This is a genomic window from Bradyrhizobium sp. BR2003, from assembly GCF_009720285.1.
Taxonomy (GTDB): domain Bacteria; phylum Pseudomonadota; class Alphaproteobacteria; order Rhizobiales; family Xanthobacteraceae; genus Bradyrhizobium; species Bradyrhizobium elkanii.
This window is the reverse complement of the sequence record NZ_SMYJ01000025.1, coordinates 15,123-29,928: the sequence shown is the minus strand read 5'-3', so window position 1 is coordinate 29,928 and position 14,806 is coordinate 15,123. Positions and strand designations below refer to the sequence as shown.

10 protein-coding genes are annotated in these 14,806 nt (G+C 67.2%); 6 read left to right on the top strand and 4 right to left on the bottom strand.

Going from position 1 to position 14,806, the window contains the following annotated elements; genetic code table 11:
- Nucleotides 1-193: 193 nt before the first annotated feature.
- Complete coding sequence (locus E2I15_RS17720) at nucleotides 194-1,495, bottom strand: hypothetical protein (RefSeq protein WP_137480167.1); 1,302 nt, start codon at nucleotides 1,493-1,495, stop codon at nucleotides 194-196.
- A 75-nt stretch (nucleotides 1,496-1,570) separates the two neighbouring features.
- On the opposite strand from E2I15_RS17720, the gene E2I15_RS17715 reads away from it, so the two are divergent.
- Nucleotides 1,571-2,743, top strand: coding sequence for an MFS transporter (locus E2I15_RS17715; protein WP_137480165.1), 1,173 nt, complete (start codon nucleotides 1,571-1,573; stop codon nucleotides 2,741-2,743).
- On the opposite strand, the gene dgcA is transcribed toward E2I15_RS17715, so the two are convergent.
- Nucleotides 2,740-3,741 carry an N-acetyl-D-Glu racemase DgcA gene (gene dgcA / locus E2I15_RS17710; protein ID WP_137480163.1) on the bottom strand — a complete coding sequence of 334 codons (1,002 nt, stop codon included), beginning with the start codon at nucleotides 3,739-3,741 and terminating at the stop codon, nucleotides 2,740-2,742. The two genes, E2I15_RS17715 and dgcA, sit on opposite strands and share 4 nt — an antisense overlap.
- 141 nt (nucleotides 3,742-3,882) lie before the next feature.
- Here dgcA and E2I15_RS17705 point away from each other — a divergent pair, with 141 nt between their 5' ends.
- The 3 genes from E2I15_RS17705 (at nucleotide 3,883) to E2I15_RS17695 (ending at nucleotide 6,787) form a co-directional block, all read left to right on the top strand.
- Nucleotides 3,883-5,016, top strand: coding sequence for an MlaE family ABC transporter permease (locus tag E2I15_RS17705; protein WP_137480160.1), 1,134 nt, complete (start codon nucleotides 3,883-3,885; stop codon nucleotides 5,014-5,016).
- A 2-nt stretch (nucleotides 5,017-5,018) separates the two neighbouring features.
- Nucleotides 5,019-5,789, top strand: coding sequence for an ABC transporter ATP-binding protein (locus E2I15_RS17700; RefSeq protein ID WP_028338275.1), 771 nt, complete (start codon nucleotides 5,019-5,021; stop codon nucleotides 5,787-5,789).
- A 131-nt stretch (nucleotides 5,790-5,920) separates the two neighbouring features.
- Nucleotides 5,921-6,787 (top strand): MlaD family protein, encoded by an 867-nt coding sequence (locus E2I15_RS17695; RefSeq protein ID WP_018272595.1) that lies wholly within the window; start codon nucleotides 5,921-5,923, stop codon nucleotides 6,785-6,787.
- Between the two features lie 290 nt (nucleotides 6,788-7,077).
- On the opposite strand, the gene E2I15_RS17690 is transcribed toward E2I15_RS17695, so the two are convergent.
- On the bottom strand, nucleotides 7,078-12,966 hold the full coding sequence (locus tag E2I15_RS17690) for an apolipoprotein A-IV repeat region-like domain-containing protein (protein ID WP_137480159.1): 5,889 nt from the start codon (nucleotides 12,964-12,966) through the stop codon (nucleotides 7,078-7,080).
- A gap of 380 nt (nucleotides 12,967-13,346) precedes the next feature.
- Here E2I15_RS17690 and E2I15_RS17685 point away from each other — a divergent pair, with 380 nt between their 5' ends.
- Complete coding sequence (locus E2I15_RS17685) at nucleotides 13,347-13,724, top strand: Hpt domain-containing protein (protein ID WP_137480158.1); 378 nt, start codon at nucleotides 13,347-13,349, stop codon at nucleotides 13,722-13,724.
- Nucleotides 13,725-13,885: 161 nt separating this feature from the next.
- Nucleotides 13,886-14,206: a 2Fe-2S iron-sulfur cluster-binding protein gene (locus tag E2I15_RS17680; RefSeq protein WP_018272592.1), complete on the top strand. Its 321-nt coding sequence runs from the start codon at nucleotides 13,886-13,888 to the stop codon at nucleotides 14,204-14,206.
- Nucleotides 14,207-14,312: 106 nt separating this feature from the next.
- Here the strand turns inward: E2I15_RS17680 and E2I15_RS17675 are convergent, their stop codons facing one another.
- Nucleotides 14,313-14,774 carry an acyl-CoA thioesterase gene (locus E2I15_RS17675; protein WP_076825837.1) on the bottom strand — a complete coding sequence of 154 codons (462 nt, stop codon included), beginning with the start codon at nucleotides 14,772-14,774 and terminating at the stop codon, nucleotides 14,313-14,315.
- Nucleotides 14,775-14,806 lie beyond the last annotated feature (32 nt).

The following is a 14,806-nucleotide window of genomic DNA, read 5'->3' as shown; positions in this document are numbered from 1 at the left end:
GGCACATGAGCTGGCTCACGTTGCGTGTGCGGGGCATGAATGCTTCGCGCGCCACGCATCATGCGCGGGCTTGACCCGCGCATCCATCTCAAAGGAAGCTCTTGGTCGATGGATTGCGGGGGCGCAGGCGAGCTGAGCGACGCCGTCCTTTGGACGGCTATGCCCGACAATGACGAAGTGCGGACGTCGGCGCTTACGAGAAGAACGCGATCCTCTCGGCCTGGCTCATGCGGCGGATCGGCGCGAGCGGGTCGTTGGCCGCAGCACTCGGCCTTTTCAGAAGACCACTGGCGATGATCGTCGAGCCGAGTGAGACCTCCGCTGCTGGAACAGCAGCCTCAACGGCGGGCGGGAGAGGCGGCGGCATCACCAGAGTTTCGGCAATCGGCGCTGCGGCCAGCGGTGGCGGCTCGATCTTGACTTCGGCCCTGACCTCGACCTGCGACGCGGGCGCCGGTGCAGGCTCGGGCTGAATGGCGGGCGCAACCATTTCGGGCTCGGCCGTCATCGCCTCGGCGACGCCCATCGCTTCCGCGATGCGCATCTCCTCGGCGGCGCGCATTTCCTCCGCGATCGCCTCTTCGTCGATCGGATCGGGCGCGCCCATCTCCATCGCGATCAGGTCGAGCACCGCCTCGTCATGGGCGTCGGCCGCCGCTTCGTTGCTGACGCGGGCGAGTTCTGCGGCCTCGGCTTCGGCCAGCGCGGCTTCAGCCTTGAGCCAGGCCTCGCTCGGCTGTGGCATCACGGCCGTAGCGGCCTCAGGGGCGGGAATCGCGGCTTCGACGTTCGACACGGCAGCGGCCTCCTGAGGCGGCGCTGGCGGCGTAGCGGCCATATCGGGGGCTTCACTTTCGACCACCGGTGGCGGCGCAGGGGCCGCTGGCGGCGGCTCCGCAACCGGCGCCTCGGCCACATCTGGCTCGGCCGCAGGCGTCGCCGCCTTGTCCGGATCGAATTCGCTCAGGCGGCGTGCCAGCGCAGCGAAGGCGGCATCCAGCACGGCCTTGGCATCGTCCATCGAGACCTCGGCGGCGCCAGCCTCGATCGCGCTGACCTGCGAATCGATGATGTCGCAGATCCGGCCGTCATTGCCGATCTCGCGCAGCCGCCACGAGATCTCCCTGATCACCCGCACGCCCTTGCGCACCGGCGCGAGGCTCTGCTCGAAGCTGATGCCGTCGAGCGCGGCGATGGCGGAGGCCTGGGCGGCTTCGATTGCGCCGCGCAGGGCGGCCAGCGCCTGCGCCACCTGCTCGTCCCTGATCGCCGCTGCGGCGGCTTGCCGCTGCGCGCTGAGGCTTTCCTCGATCCGCGCCACCGCATCGAGCACCATGCGGGTATCGGCATTGCGGTTGCGCTTGGCGTATTCGCCGAGGAACCAGCGGCCCCGCGAAGTCTCCATGAAGGCCGCGCTGATCGCGGCATAGTCCTCCTCGCTCGGCAGGGCCGCGCGGGCGGATATCGGCGACAGGGCGAATGCTTCTTCGGCCATCACAATCTCTCCGCGCAAATCACTGCGCGTTACGCTAACGATCACCACGATATCGCGCGAATCGCAATTGAATTGATGTCTTCCGAATCACAAATCCCCATTGCAGCAAAGGTTGCATCGCGGCGATTCGCGCGCAGCCTTGCGGCATTCTATGCCACGCTGTTCGGCATGACCGGCGTTCACCTGCCGTTTTTCACGGTGTGGCTGAAGGCGGTCGGCATCGACGCCACCTGGATCGGCATCATCACCGCGGTGCCGCCGGTGACGCGTTTCACCGTGCTGCCGCTGGTCACCGCGGCGGCGGAACGGCGCCAGATGCTGCGCGGGGCGATCATCGCCACCGGATTCGCCACCGCGTTCGGCTTTGCCGTGATCGGCACCCAGCACCAGGCGTTCGTGCTGCTGGCGATCTATGCGCTGACCTGCTGCGTCTGGACGCCGATGGTGCCGCTCACCGACGCCTATGCGCTGCGCGGCGTCAGGCAATTCGGCCTCAGCTACGGACCGCTGCGGCTGTGGGGCTCGGCCGCCTTCGCGGTCTGCGCGCTGCTGTGCGGCTTCCTGCTCCGCTATGTCGCGGAGGTCGACCTGATCTGGATCATCACGGCCGTGACGGTGCTCGGCGCGCTGGTCGGGCTGACGCTGCGGCCGCTGGGCCGTCCAGCGGCTGCCGTCACACCTGCGGCCGGCGCGCCAAAACTGCTGCGCAATCCCACCTTCCTCGCCATCATCGTATCCTCGGCGCTGATCCAGGGCAGCCACGGCGCCTATTACATCTTCGCATCGATTGCCTGGCAGCAGGCCGGCTTCAGCGGCCTGACGATCGCGTGTCTCTGGGTGCTCGGCGTGATCGCCGAGATCGTGCTGTTTGCGGCCTCGCCGCGCTTCACTCTGCCGTCCGCTGTGCTGGTGATGATCGCAGCCTCCAGTGCCGCGGCGCGCTGGGCGATTACCGCGCAGGACCCGCCGCTTGCGGTGCTTGCCGTGGTCCAGCTCGGACACGGGCTGAGCTTCGGCCTGACGCAGGTCGGCATCATGGGCCTGATGGTGCATCACGTGCCGGTTCACGTGATGGCGCGCGCGCAAGGCTATCTCACGGCCTGCGGCGGCATTGTCGCCAGCACCACCGCGATCGTCAGCGGCACGGTCTATGCGCGCTTCGGGCTCGGCGTCTACGACATGATGGCCGCAATGGCGGCCACGGGCGGGCTCGTGATGTGGCTGGCGCGCAAGCGTCTCACCGATTAGCCCCAGAGCGCGGCGTCGGGCGGATAGACCAGGCTGCCCTCGTAGCGCAGGCCGTGGTCGCGGTCCCTGGCCAGCAGCAGCGGGCCGTCGAGATCGATGAAGCGCGCGGCTTGCGCGATCAGCATCGCCGGTGCCATCGCCAGCGAGGTCGCGACCATGCAGCCGATCATGATCTCGAAGCCGAGCGCACGGGCGGCATCCGCCATCGCCAGCGCTTCGGTCAGGCCGCCGGTCTTGTCGAGCTTGATGTTGACGGCGTCATAGCGGCCGCGCAGGCCGGCAAGCGAGCCGCGGTCGTGCACGCTCTCGTCGGCGCAGATCGCAACCGGGCGCCGGATCCGCGCCAGCGCCTCGTCCTTGCCCGCCGGCAGCGGCTGCTCGATCAGGGTGACGCCGGCATCGGCGCAGGCCGCGAGATTGGCGGCGAGGTTGTCCTCGGTCCAGGCCTCGTTGGCGTCGACGATCAGCTCGGATCGAGGCGCCGCCTTGCGCACGGCGGCGATCCGTGCGCCGTCGCCATCGCCGCCGAGCTTGATCTTGAGCAGCTGACGATGCGCAGCCTTCGCGGTGGCCTCCGCCATCGCCTCGGGCGTTCCGAGCGAGATCGTATAGGCGGTGGCGCGCGGCTCCGGCGCGGGCCGGCCGAGCAGGTTCCAGATCCGTTTGCCGGCGCGTTTGGCCTCAAGGTCCGCCAGCGCGCAATCCAGCGCGTTGCGGGCGGCGCCGGCGGGCATCCGCTCCTGCAAGGCGATGCGGTCCATGCCGCCGGCGAGCGGCGCCTGCATCGCCTGGATCGCCTGCAGCGTCGCCTCGGGCGTTTCGCCATAGCGCGGGTAGGGCACGCATTCGCCGCGGCCAGTGCGGCCGCCCTGGCTTACCTCGGCGACCACGACGACGGCCTCGGTCTTGGCGCCGCGGCTGATCGTGAAGGTCCCCGCGATCGGCCAGCGCTCGATCCGACCGGTCAGGGAAATCGCTCCGGATGGGGTGGAAGTCATTTTAAAGTCTACTATTTCCTGAACCGTAGCTTGCGACGCGCAGCCAACTATGGCTGGTTAGCGGCAGATTCGACAAGCCGATCCGGCAGCGCCGGAGATCAGCGTTAGCGGCAGCCAGCCGGCTTGAGGGGTAGGCAAAAGGTGAGCGGCGACCCGACACTGGAGCGGATAGCCCAAGGCGAAGGACTGGCGTTGTGTGCGGCGGGCAACTGGACCGCCCGCTTTGCCCCTGCGCTCGAGCGGATCGTCTCCGACGCGGAGAAGCTGCGCGGCAGCCGGCCGCACATCTTCATCGACGTGTCGCAGGTCGCGAGCCTCGACACCTTCGGTGCCTGGCTGATCGAGCGGCTGCGCCGCAGCCTCAGCGACGCCAGCGGGGAAGCCGAGATCGCGGGCCTGTCGGCCAACTATTCCAGCCTGGTCGACGAGGTCCGCCGCGTCGGCCCCGCGCCCAGGGTCGTCGGCGACCCGCTGTCGATATCAGGCATGCTCGAGCAGATCGGGCGCACCGTGGCCGGGATCGGCGGCACGATCATCGGCCTCGTCGACATGCTCGGCGCGGTGCTGGCGGCCTCCGGCAAGGTGCTGATCCATCCGCGCAGCTTCCGCCTGACCTCGACCGTGCATCACCTCGAGCAGGTGTGCTGGCGCGCGGTGCCGATCGTGGTGCTGATCACCTTCCTGATCGGCTGCATCATCTCGCAGCAGGGCATCTTCCATTTCCGCAGGTTCGGCGCCGACATCTTCGTCGTCGACATGCTGGGCGTCCTGGTGCTGCGCGAGATCGGCGTGCTGCTGGTCGCGATCATGGTCGCGGGCCGTTCCGGCTCGGCCTATACCGCCGAGCTCGGCTCGATGAAGATGCGCGAGGAGATCGACGCGCTGCGCACCATGGGCTTCGATCCGATCGAGGTCCTGATCCTGCCGCGCATGCTGGCGCTGGTGCTGGCGCTGCCGATCCTGGCCTTTCTCGGCGCGATGGCCGCGCTCTATGGCGGCGGCCTGGTGGCCTGGCTCTATGGCGGCGTCGATCCGGAGGCCTTCCTGCTCCGCCTTCGTGATGCCATATCGATCGACCATTTCATCGTCGGCATGGTCAAGGCGCCCGTCATGGCGGCGGTGATCGGTATCGTCGCCTGCGTCGAAGGCCTGGCGGTACAGGGCTCGGCGGAGTCGCTCGGACAGCACACCACCGCCTCGGTGGTGAAAGGGATCTTCTTCGTGATCGTGATGGACGGCGTGTTCGCGATCTTCTTCGCTTCGATCGGGATGTGATCATGGCGGAAGAGGACAACGACGCCATCATCCGGGTCCGCGACATCACGGTTCAATTCGGCAACACGCGGGTGCTCGACGGCCTCAACCTCGACGTCAGGCGCGGCGAGATTCTCGGCTTCGTCGGGCCCTCGGGGGCCGGCAAGTCGGTGCTGACGCGCACCATTATCGGGCTCGTGCCGAAGGTCGCCGGCCGCATCGAAGTGTTCGGCGTCGATCTCGACGCGGCGAGCACCTCGCAACGCCGTGCCGTCGAGCGCCGCTGGGGCATCCTGTTCCAGCAGGGCGCGCTGTTCTCCTCGCTCACGGTGCGCCAGAACATCCAGTTTCCGGCGCGCGAATATCTGCGCGTCTCGCAGCGGCTGCTCGATGAGATCATGGTGGCGAAACTCGTGATGGTCGGGCTGAAGCCGGAAGTCGCCGATCGTTATCCGTCGGAATTGTCGGGCGGCATGATCAAGCGCGTCGCGCTGGCGCGCGCACTCGCGCTCGATCCCGAGCTCGTGTTTCTCGACGAGCCGACCTCGGGTCTCGATCCGATCGGCGCCGGCGAGTTTGACGAGCTGGTGCGCACCCTGCAGCGCACTTTGGGGCTGACCGTTTTCATGGTAACCCACGACCTCGACAGCCTTTACACCGCGTGCGACCGCATCGCCGTTTTAGGGAACGGTAAGATCATTGCTGCAGGATCGATCGCCGACATGAAGGCATCGCAGCATCCATGGCTGCAGCAATATTTCAACGGCAAGCGCGCCCGTGCCGTTGTGGCCTAGCCCATGATCCCGAAACCTGGAGCCGATTTTCGGACGAAATCATGCGCCAACAGGGAATTCGACGGGTTCGAGCGCAGCCGGCTGCGCGAGGGCCCAAGAGTGATTCCAAGAGTGATTAACGCGAGTAATTGATGGAAACGCGGGCGAACTACGTCTTGATCGGGGCTTTCACGCTGGCGGTGATCGCCGCCGCGTTCGGCTTCGTGCTCTGGTTCCAGAGCCTGCACACCACCAAGCAGCGCAGTCCCTTGCGGGTGATCTTCGAAGGGCCGGCGTCAGGCCTGCGCAACGGCGGCAATGTCAATTTTAACGGTATTCGGATAGGGGAGGTGGTCTCCGTGAAGCTCGACAACCCGCGACGCGTGGTCGCGCTGGCGATGATCGAGAACAACGCACCGCTCCGCAAGGACACCCTGGTCGGTCTCGAGTTCCAGGGGCTCACCGGCGTCGCCGCGATTTCGCTCAAGGGCGGCGAGGAGGCCGCCCCGCCGGTGCCGCTGGACGAGGACGGCATCCCGGTTCTGACCGCCGACCCGAATGCGTTGCAGGACGTCACCGAGGCGATCCGCGCCACCCTGCAAAACGTCAACCGCATTGTCGCTGACAATCAGCAGTCGGTGAAGAATTCGCTGAAGAATCTCGAGGTCTTCACCCAGGCGCTGGCGCGCAATTCCGAGAAGATCGACAACGTCATGCTCAAGGTCGACGGTGTGATGGGCAAGGCCGACAGCCTGATGCTGGGCCTCAATGCGATCGCGGGCGGCAACAATGGCAGCGAGCTGAACCTGATGGTGAAGTCGATCCGCGAGCTCGCCGAGGATCTCGACAAGCGCTCCAATCTCCTGATCAACGACGGTCGCAGGACGCTGTCCGATATCAGCCGCGCGGTGAACAATTTCGACCGCAACCCGAGCCGGGTGATCTTCGGCGGCAGCAACAACGCCGCACCCGAGCCCGCGCCGGCTCCGGCGGCACCCGGGCCGCGGCGGCGGCAGTAGTGAACGTCGTGGGCGAATAGCGAGTAGGGTTCGCTAGCGAGCGGATCCGTCATTGCGAGCGAAGCAACTCGTAGCCAGGATGGAGCGAAGCGTAATCCGGGGTCAACTCCGCGGCGGCACTGCCCCGGATTTCGCTGCGCTCCATCCGGGCTACGGCTCGTTGCATTCGCGTGACCGCGGCTGAGCCGGCCGGCTGCGAACCCAATTCCGAGCCCAAAACAAAAACGGAGGCCTTTCGGTCTCCGTTTTCCATTCGCTATTCGCCACTCACTATTCGCTTGCTTCGCAGCTTACCCCAGCCGTCCCGCGGCGTGCGCGAGCAGGGTGTAGACCAGCCCGGTCTCCGAGGTCAGGTGGCTGCTCAGCTCCTGCTGGCCGCGGCCGTCGCGGGCGACTTCGTCGAGCAGGCGCTCGAACTCCGCGATGTAGCGGTCGACCGTCTGCTTGAAGCCGCGGTCGGAGCGGTACTTGCGGGCCACCTCATCGAAGGCCTTCTGGCCGGCCGGCGTGTAGAGGCGCTTGGAGAACGCCTTGTTCTCGCCGCGCTGGTAGCGATCCCACATCTCGGCCGCAAGCGTGCGGTCCATCAGCCGGCCGATGTCGAGCGACAGCGACTCCAGCGGATTGACCGGCTGCTGCTGCGGACGCGGGCGCTGCTGGGCATCGCGGCTCTGCGGGGCGGGCGGCGGCGCGTCGCTGCGGTTGAGCAGGTCGGACAGCCAGCCGTCGCCGTTGTTGTTGGGGCCTGCCGGGCTGACCGGCGGGGCCTCGGTGCGGCGCGAACTCGCCATGCCGAGATCCGGCGGCGGCAGCGTCGAGGCGCTGTTGCCGTTGTCCCGCATGCGCACATCGCCGCGGCCGCCGCCGGCAGCCATCACCGGCTCCTCGTGGCGAACGCTGGCGCGGTTGGTCGAGACCACGTCGAGTCCGCGGCCGTGATGAGCGACGATGCGGTTCAGCTCGGCCAGCGCCTCGATCTGGTCGACGATCACCTTGCGCATCTGCGCGGTGTTCTCGGCGGCCTCCTGCGGCATCTCGAGCACGCCGCGGCGCAGCTCGTTGCGGGTGGCCTCGAGCTCGTTGTGCATCTCGCTCGCCATCTGCTTCATCGCCGTGACCATCGCGGAGAACTTCTCCGTCGATTCCTTGAACATCGCATCGGTCTCGGCATTGCTCTGCTGGTAGAGCTCGTTCATGGCGTCGACGGTCTGCTGACGCTCGTTCTCGGCTGCCTGGCGCACCGCCTCGAACTGCCTGCTGATCGCAGCCGAACCGGCGCCTGCGGTCTCCGCCACCACGCGGGCGATGTCGCGGGCGCGTTCCTCGGCCGCTCCGAGCGATTCATCGAGCAGCCCGGTGAAGCGTGACAGCCGCTGGTCGAGATCGGTGGTGCGAAGGTCGATGGTCGTGACCAGCGCTTCCAGCGCCGACTTGCGCTCGCTGACGGAGGCCGTCGTCGAGCGGTTGGCCTGCTCGACCAGGGCAGCCGCATCGATCAGCGCCTTGCCATGGGTCTCGAACTGGCTCGACAGCGCGCCGAGATCTTCCAGCGCCTTGCCGGTCTTGCTGTTGAACACCGTGAGCTGGTCTTCCAGCGTCTGGGTTGCCACGCCGTTGCGCGAGGTGACGTCGTTCATGGCGGACACGAAGTCGGCCACGCGGGTCACCAGCGCGCGCTCCAGCGAGTTGAGGTTGTCGTGGGCGCCGGTCAACACTTCCTGCAAGAGGATGTTGCCTTCACGCAGCCGCTCGAACAGCGCGACCGTATCGGTGCGCAGGATCTTGCTGGTCTCCTGCATCTCCGTGACGGCCGAGATCGAGACCTGGCGCGACTGGTCGATCGCCGCGCGCGAGGCCTGCTCGAGCTCCTTGAGCGACTTCGCCACCGCGCCGGTCGCCTGATCGCCGGCCGAGGTGATGTTGCGCGCGACATCGCTGCCGTGGGCCGCCATCGACTGCGAGAAGGCGAGGCCGCGGGTTTCGATCGCCTTCAGCGCGTCAGCGGTGGCGCGATCCATGTCGCTCGACAGCTGCGTGGTCTTGGCGGTCAGCGCCTCGACCAGCGAGCCGCGGCGGCCGTCGACCATTTGCGACAGACGCTCGGTCTGCTGCTGCACATAGGTGACGATCTCGTCGGTCTTGCCGGTCATCGCCGAGCCGAAGGCGCTGGAGGCCGACAGCACCGAACGTTCTATGTCGGCGGAGGTCGTCTTGACCTTGGTCGAGACCTCGTTGGACATGGTGATCAGCGCGGCCTGGGCGTTCTGCGCCGAGGTCTGGATGTTGTCGGTGGTCTTGGCCGTGACCGCACTCAATGCGCGCTCGATATCGGTCGAGAGCGTGCGGATCTGGGCGGCAGCATCGGCGGAGGTCGCCGCAAACGAGCCCTGGGCCTCGCGGGCGCTGCCCAGGATGGTCTGCGCAGTCTCCGCGCTGGCTGTGGTCAGCGAGCGCTCGATCTCGGCGGAGATCTCGCGGATCTGGCTTGCGGCCTCGCTGGAGGTCGCCACGAACGAGCTTTGCGCATCGCGGGCGCTGCCGAGGATCGCCTGCGCGGTGTTGGTGCCGACCGAGGTCAGGGTGCGCTCGACATCGGCGGCCAGCGACTTGACGTGGTTGGCTGCCTCCGTCGATGCGGTGACGAGGGTGTTCTGCGCCTCGCGGGCGCCGGCCGTCAGCATCTCGACGGTGCCGGAGCCGGCCATCGACAGCGCACGCTGGATGTCGGCGGCAAGCGCAGACACCTTGGTCGCAGCCTCGGTCGACGCGTTGACCAGCGTGCTCTGGGCCTCACGCGCACCTGATGTGATCGATTCCGCGGTGGCGGAGCCGGCCATCGACAGCGAACGCTCCATGTCGGCCGCCAGGGTGCGGACCAGATCGGCGGCCTCGGTGGATGCGCCGGCCAGCGTGCTCTGGGCCTCGCGGGCGGAGGCGACGACGGCTTCCGCGGTGGCGGAGCCGGCCATCGACAGCGAGCGCTCGATGTCGGCCGACAGTGTCCGGACCAGGTTGGTGGCGTCGGTCGACGCGCCGGCCAGCGTGCTCTGGGCCTCGCGGGCGGAGGCGACGATGGATTCCGCGGTGGCGGTGCCGGCGGTCGAGAGCGAGTGCTGCATGTCGGCCGCGAGCGTGCGGACCAGGTTGGCGGCTTCGGTGGATGCGCCGGCCAGCGTGCTCTGGGCCTCGCGAGCGGAGGCGACCACGGCTTCGGCAGTCGCGGTGCCGGCCATCGACAGCGAACGCTCGACGTCGCTGGCGAGCGACTTGACCTGGCCGGTGACGTCGGTCGACGTCGAGATCAGCGTGGTCTGGGCCTCGCGGGCACCGGTCATGATCGCCTCGGCGGCGGCAGAGCCGGCCATCGACAGCGACTGCTCGACATCGGTGGCCAGCGACTTGACCTGGCTCGCGGCGTCGACAGAGGCGCTGACCAGCGTGGTCTGCGCGTCGCGGGCGCCGGCCAGCACGGAGGCTGCGGTAGCGCTGCCGGCCGCCTGCAGCGTGCGCTCGACATCCTCGGACAGCGCCTTGATCTGCGAGGCGACGTCGCCGGAGGCCGAGACCAGCGACACCTGGGCGTCGCGGGCACTGGTGAGGATCGAGTTGGCGGCGCTGGTGCCGACGGCGGTCAGCACGCTCTCGACCTCGGCCGAGCTCAGCTTGAGCTGGTTGCCGACGTCCGCGGACACGGTGAGCAGCGCCTGCTGCGCGGTGCGCGCGCCGGTCTGGATGGTTTCGCTGGTGTTGACCACGAGGTTGGTCAGCGAGCGCTCGGCGTCCTCGACATGGGACTTGATGCTCGACGACAACAGCTCGGCGCGGGACATCAGGTCCTCGCTCGCCTGGCGGCCGCTGCTCTCGATGCGGCCGGCGACGGCCTCGACGCGCGAGCCCAGCAGGTCCTCGAACTGCGCGACGCGGGTGTCGATGTCGCCGGCGATGACGCCGACGCGGCTCTCGATGCCCTGCTGGATGTCGGCGAAGCGCGCCGAGATCGTGTCGGTCAGGTTCGCGCTGTGACCATTGATGGTGTCGGCGAGGCGGGTGCTGTGGCCGTTGAGGGTGTCGACCAGACGGACGCTGTGGCCGTCGATGGTCTCGGTGACGCCGTTGATGCGATGGTCGACCGCGGCGATCGCCTGCACGGTGCCTTCGGTCAGGGTGGTGGTGAGCAGGCCAAGCCGCGAGTCGATCGACTGGATCGCCTGGGTGGCGCCGTCGGTCAGCTGGGTCGCGAGCGTGCCGAGATGGCCGTCGATGGTGTCGGTGACCGACTTGGCGCGACTCTCGAAGGTAACTTCGAGGGACTTCATGCGGCCGTCGATCGCATCATCGAGCGATTGCAGACGGCCGTCGAACGAGCCGATCTTGGTGGCGAGCGAACTATCGAACGACGACAGCTTGTCGGTCAGCGAGGCATCGAGATTGGTGACGCGACTGCCGAGCGTGGTCTCGAACTGCAGCAGACGCTGGTCGAGCGAGGCGGTGATCTCGCCGCTGTTCGTGGTCACGCGATGGTCGAAGGTGTCGACATAGGTCTTCAGGCTGTCGGCGATGTCCTGGGTCCGCTGGCCCATGCGCTCGACGATGTCGCCGCCGAAGGTCTTCACCGTGCGGTCGAATTCCGAGATGTGCCGGGTGATCAGCGCGCCGAGCGTGCCGGAGTCGCGGGCGAATCTCTCGGCGAGCTCGCTGCCATGGTTCTTCACCAGGTCGTCGAACGCGCTCATCTGCAGCGACAGCGAGTCGTGCGCGGTCTCGGTCTGGCCCACCACCTTGGCGACCAGCGAGTTGACGGTGACGTCGAGCGCCTCGCTCGCCTTGTCGCCGGACGTCAGGATCTGGCCGGCGAGGCGGTTGCCGGCGTCGTCGATCTTGCTGACGAGGTCGTTGCTGCGCAGCTCGAGCTCGAGCAGCAGCGAGTCCGCGGAGTTCTTCAGGGAGTCGTGGACCTCTTCGGTGCGGTCGGAGATGCCGTCGACGATGGCGGACGAACGCTGCTCGAACTCGCCGGTGATGCGGTCGATGCGCTCGTTGAGCAGCTCGTGGACGCGATCGGCCAGATCGACGAACTCGTCATGGACGTGGCCGGTCTTGAAGTTGAGGCTGGTGGTCAGCCGCTCGGAGGCATCCATCACCGCGCGCGTGGTCTCGGCGCTGGCTTCCTCGAGGCGGTCGAGCAGGTCGCCGCCGCGCTCGCCGAGCGCGAGGATCATGTTGTCGCCGGCGTGGCTCAGCGCGGTCGTGATGTGCTGGCCGCGCTCTTCCAGCGCGCCGGTGATGCTCTTGGCGACCTCGTCGACGCGCGAGGCGATCGCGTCCGAGATCAGCGCGATATCGTGGCGCAGGTCGATCTGCACGCCGGAGATCGCGCTGCGCACCTGCTCGGCCTGGCCGACCAGGTTGTCGCGCTGGTGGGCGATGTCCTGCAGCAGCGCGCGGATGCGCACCTCGTTGTCGGAATAGGCGCGTTCCAGCGCCGCGACCTCGTTGGCAACGAGGGTCTCGAGTTCGCCGGCGCGCGCGATCGCGCGCTCGACGCCGTCGCCCATCGCCGCGACCTCGCGGCGAATCGCCTGGCCGACCGTCACCATGGAATCGGCGGCGGCGTTTTCGGGCTCGGAGAATCGCATCGCGACCTGCGCCATCGATTGCGCGATCATCTGCATGCGCTGACCGTGCGAGGCGAGGCTGGCGAGATAGTAGAACAGCAGGATCGGCACGGCGAACAGCGCGGCAAGGCCGGCGAGCACCAGCACACCGGTGCCCTGGGCCATCGAGGCCTGCAGGGCCGGCCAGAACGCGATGGTGAGAATCACGCCGCCCAGCAGCCAGGCGCCGGAGCAGACAAAGAACAGCGTGAAGGCGTTGCGCGCTCGTCCTCCCTGCAGCGTCTGCAGCATCTGGCCGATGGTTTCGCGATCGTCGTTGGCGGCGCGGCGCGGCGCGCGCGGTTCTTCGATCGGCTCGAACGCCGAACGATCGGTATTGTTCGGACGGGACTCGAACGATGCGGCTGAAAAATCGGCCGCGGGCGGCGGCAGGTTCGGCGGCGCGGCGCCTTCGTTGAGGGGGCTGCGATTCTCCGCGCTCTGTTCGCTGATGTTGAGGGCTTCCTGGATGGCAGAAAGCGCGACTTCGGTGGGATCTTTGACCTTCTTGGGAGTGTTCGCCATGTTCAGTCTGAGCCCTCTCACTATTTACGCGTCGGCGAGCCTGCGATCGTCCCCACGCAAGCTCGAAGCCGGTGCCCACAAGCGGAGCGCAAGCGGCCCCCTCGGCGGCTTGTCCGCTACATCCGCAAACATCCTATTGGGAGAGCGATGCGAATGAAATGCTTGCGATTAATACTTTCTTAATCATCGTTAACAGCTTTGCGCCATAAGGCCTTATGGGTACTCGAAATTCCGGCCGTAGAGCGTCGATTGTGTCCAGAAATTGTCCAGAATCGGGCGGTTTTGCCGATCATCCCGACAACAATCCGTTAACCAGTTTCGTGATTGGCTGGGCCAACGATCCGCCGGCGAGGGTCCGGCGGAGACGACAGGGACTGGCCATGCCGCTTCATCTCGAACGGGTCGAATGGACGCAATCGCCGCCGCTAGCGCCCGGCGCCGGGCCGATCGACGTCGATCACCTTCAGCGCATGACGCTGGGCGATCCGGGCCTCGAGCGGGAAGTGCTGGCCATGTTCTCGGCCCAGTCGGCCCGGATCCTCGGTGAACTGGCCGCCTTGCCGCCCGAGGCGGCGACCCACGCCCACACCCTGAAAGGATCGGCGCGGGCGATCGGCGCCTTCGGCGTCGCCGAGGCTGCGGCCCAGCTGGAGACCGCGCTGGCCGGCGGTTCCGATGCGGCCCAGCCGCTTGCCGCGCTCGGCGCAGCGATTGCCGAGGCGCGCACGGCGATCGAGCTGATCCTGGGCCGCACCTAGGCCTCCGGCGTCTCGGCGGCGCGCCGCGACAGCTTGGGCGGCGTCCCAACCGGCGGGCAGGTTTTCGGTCTCCGTGCTAGCGCTGTGCGGATCGACCCGTTATACGACTGCCCGGGACCTTTCCATCCATCGTCCGGCGCATTCCGGCAGCACGAGCAATCATGGCCAAAATCCACTTTATCGACCATTCCGGCGAGAAACGCACAGTTGAGATCGAGAACGGCGCGACGGTGATGGAAGGCGCGATCCGCAACGCCATTCCCGGCATTGAAGCCGAATGCGGCGGCGCCTGCGCCTGTGCGACCTGCCATGTCTATGTCGATGAAGCCTGGCGCGAGAAGGTGGGCGCGCCGTCGCCGATGGAAGAGGACATGCTGGATTTCGGCTTCGACGTGCGTCCGAACTCGCGGCTGTCCTGCCAGATCAAGGTGACCGACGATCTCGACGGACTGGTCGTGTCGACGCCGGAGCGGCAGGCCTAATGCTTCGGTTCTGATTGAATCAGAACCGAAGCTTCAGCTTTCTGTTTTGACGCGTTTTCTTGACGCGAACCGGCGTCTACTTCGCTCGAAAACGCTCTATTGTCTTTCATTCGCCGTCCGGATTCACACCGCGACGGACCCAGCGGCGGAAGTTCTGCTTGACCTCCGCCGGCAGCGGCGTCGGCCTGCGCGTGGCCTCATCGATCATCACCGTGACCGCCTTCGCCGACGCCACGCACCTGCCTTCCGAAAACACCACCTGGTCGAAGGTGGTCGATGTGCGTCCAAACTTGACGAGACCGAGCCCGAGCTCGATCTGACCCGGCCAGTGCAGCTCGGCGCGGAAATGGATGTCGAGGCGCACCATGATCCAGCCGAGCCCCGCCGGCATCAGCCCCATGCTGCGGTCCTTCACCAGCGTGACGCGGCCGGTTTCAAAATAGCTCGCATAGACGGCGTTGTTGACGTGGCCGTTGGGGTCGAGATCGGCAAAGCGCACATTGTCGGACAGGCGATAGGGAAAGTCTTCCAGGCGCGGCGCATCGTCAGCACGGACAGGGGCATTCACGAGGGGGATCTCCGTCGGTTTCCCGCCCATAC

What these genes read in the sequence shown, in the direction of transcription:
- dgcA (WP_137480163.1), bottom strand. Translation starts at nt 3,741, where the DNA reads ATGACTTCCACCCCATCCGGAGCGATTTCCCTGACCGGTCGGATCGAG.
- E2I15_RS17715 (WP_137480165.1), top strand. Translation starts at nt 1,571, where the DNA reads ATGTCTTCCGAATCACAAATCCCCATTGCAGCAAAGGTTGCATCGCGG.
- E2I15_RS17695 (WP_018272595.1), top strand. Translation starts at nt 5,921, where the DNA reads ATGGAAACGCGGGCGAACTACGTCTTGATCGGGGCTTTCACGCTGGCG.
- E2I15_RS17700 (WP_028338275.1), top strand. Translation starts at nt 5,019, where the DNA reads ATGGCGGAAGAGGACAACGACGCCATCATCCGGGTCCGCGACATCACG.
- E2I15_RS17680 (WP_018272592.1), top strand. Translation starts at nt 13,886, where the DNA reads ATGGCCAAAATCCACTTTATCGACCATTCCGGCGAGAAACGCACAGTT.
- E2I15_RS17690 (WP_137480159.1), bottom strand. Translation starts at nt 12,966, where the DNA reads ATGGCGAACACTCCCAAGAAGGTCAAAGATCCCACCGAAGTCGCGCTT.
- E2I15_RS17720 (WP_137480167.1), bottom strand. Translation starts at nt 1,495, where the DNA reads ATGGCCGAAGAAGCATTCGCCCTGTCGCCGATATCCGCCCGCGCGGCC.
- E2I15_RS17685 (WP_137480158.1), top strand. Translation starts at nt 13,347, where the DNA reads ATGCCGCTTCATCTCGAACGGGTCGAATGGACGCAATCGCCGCCGCTA.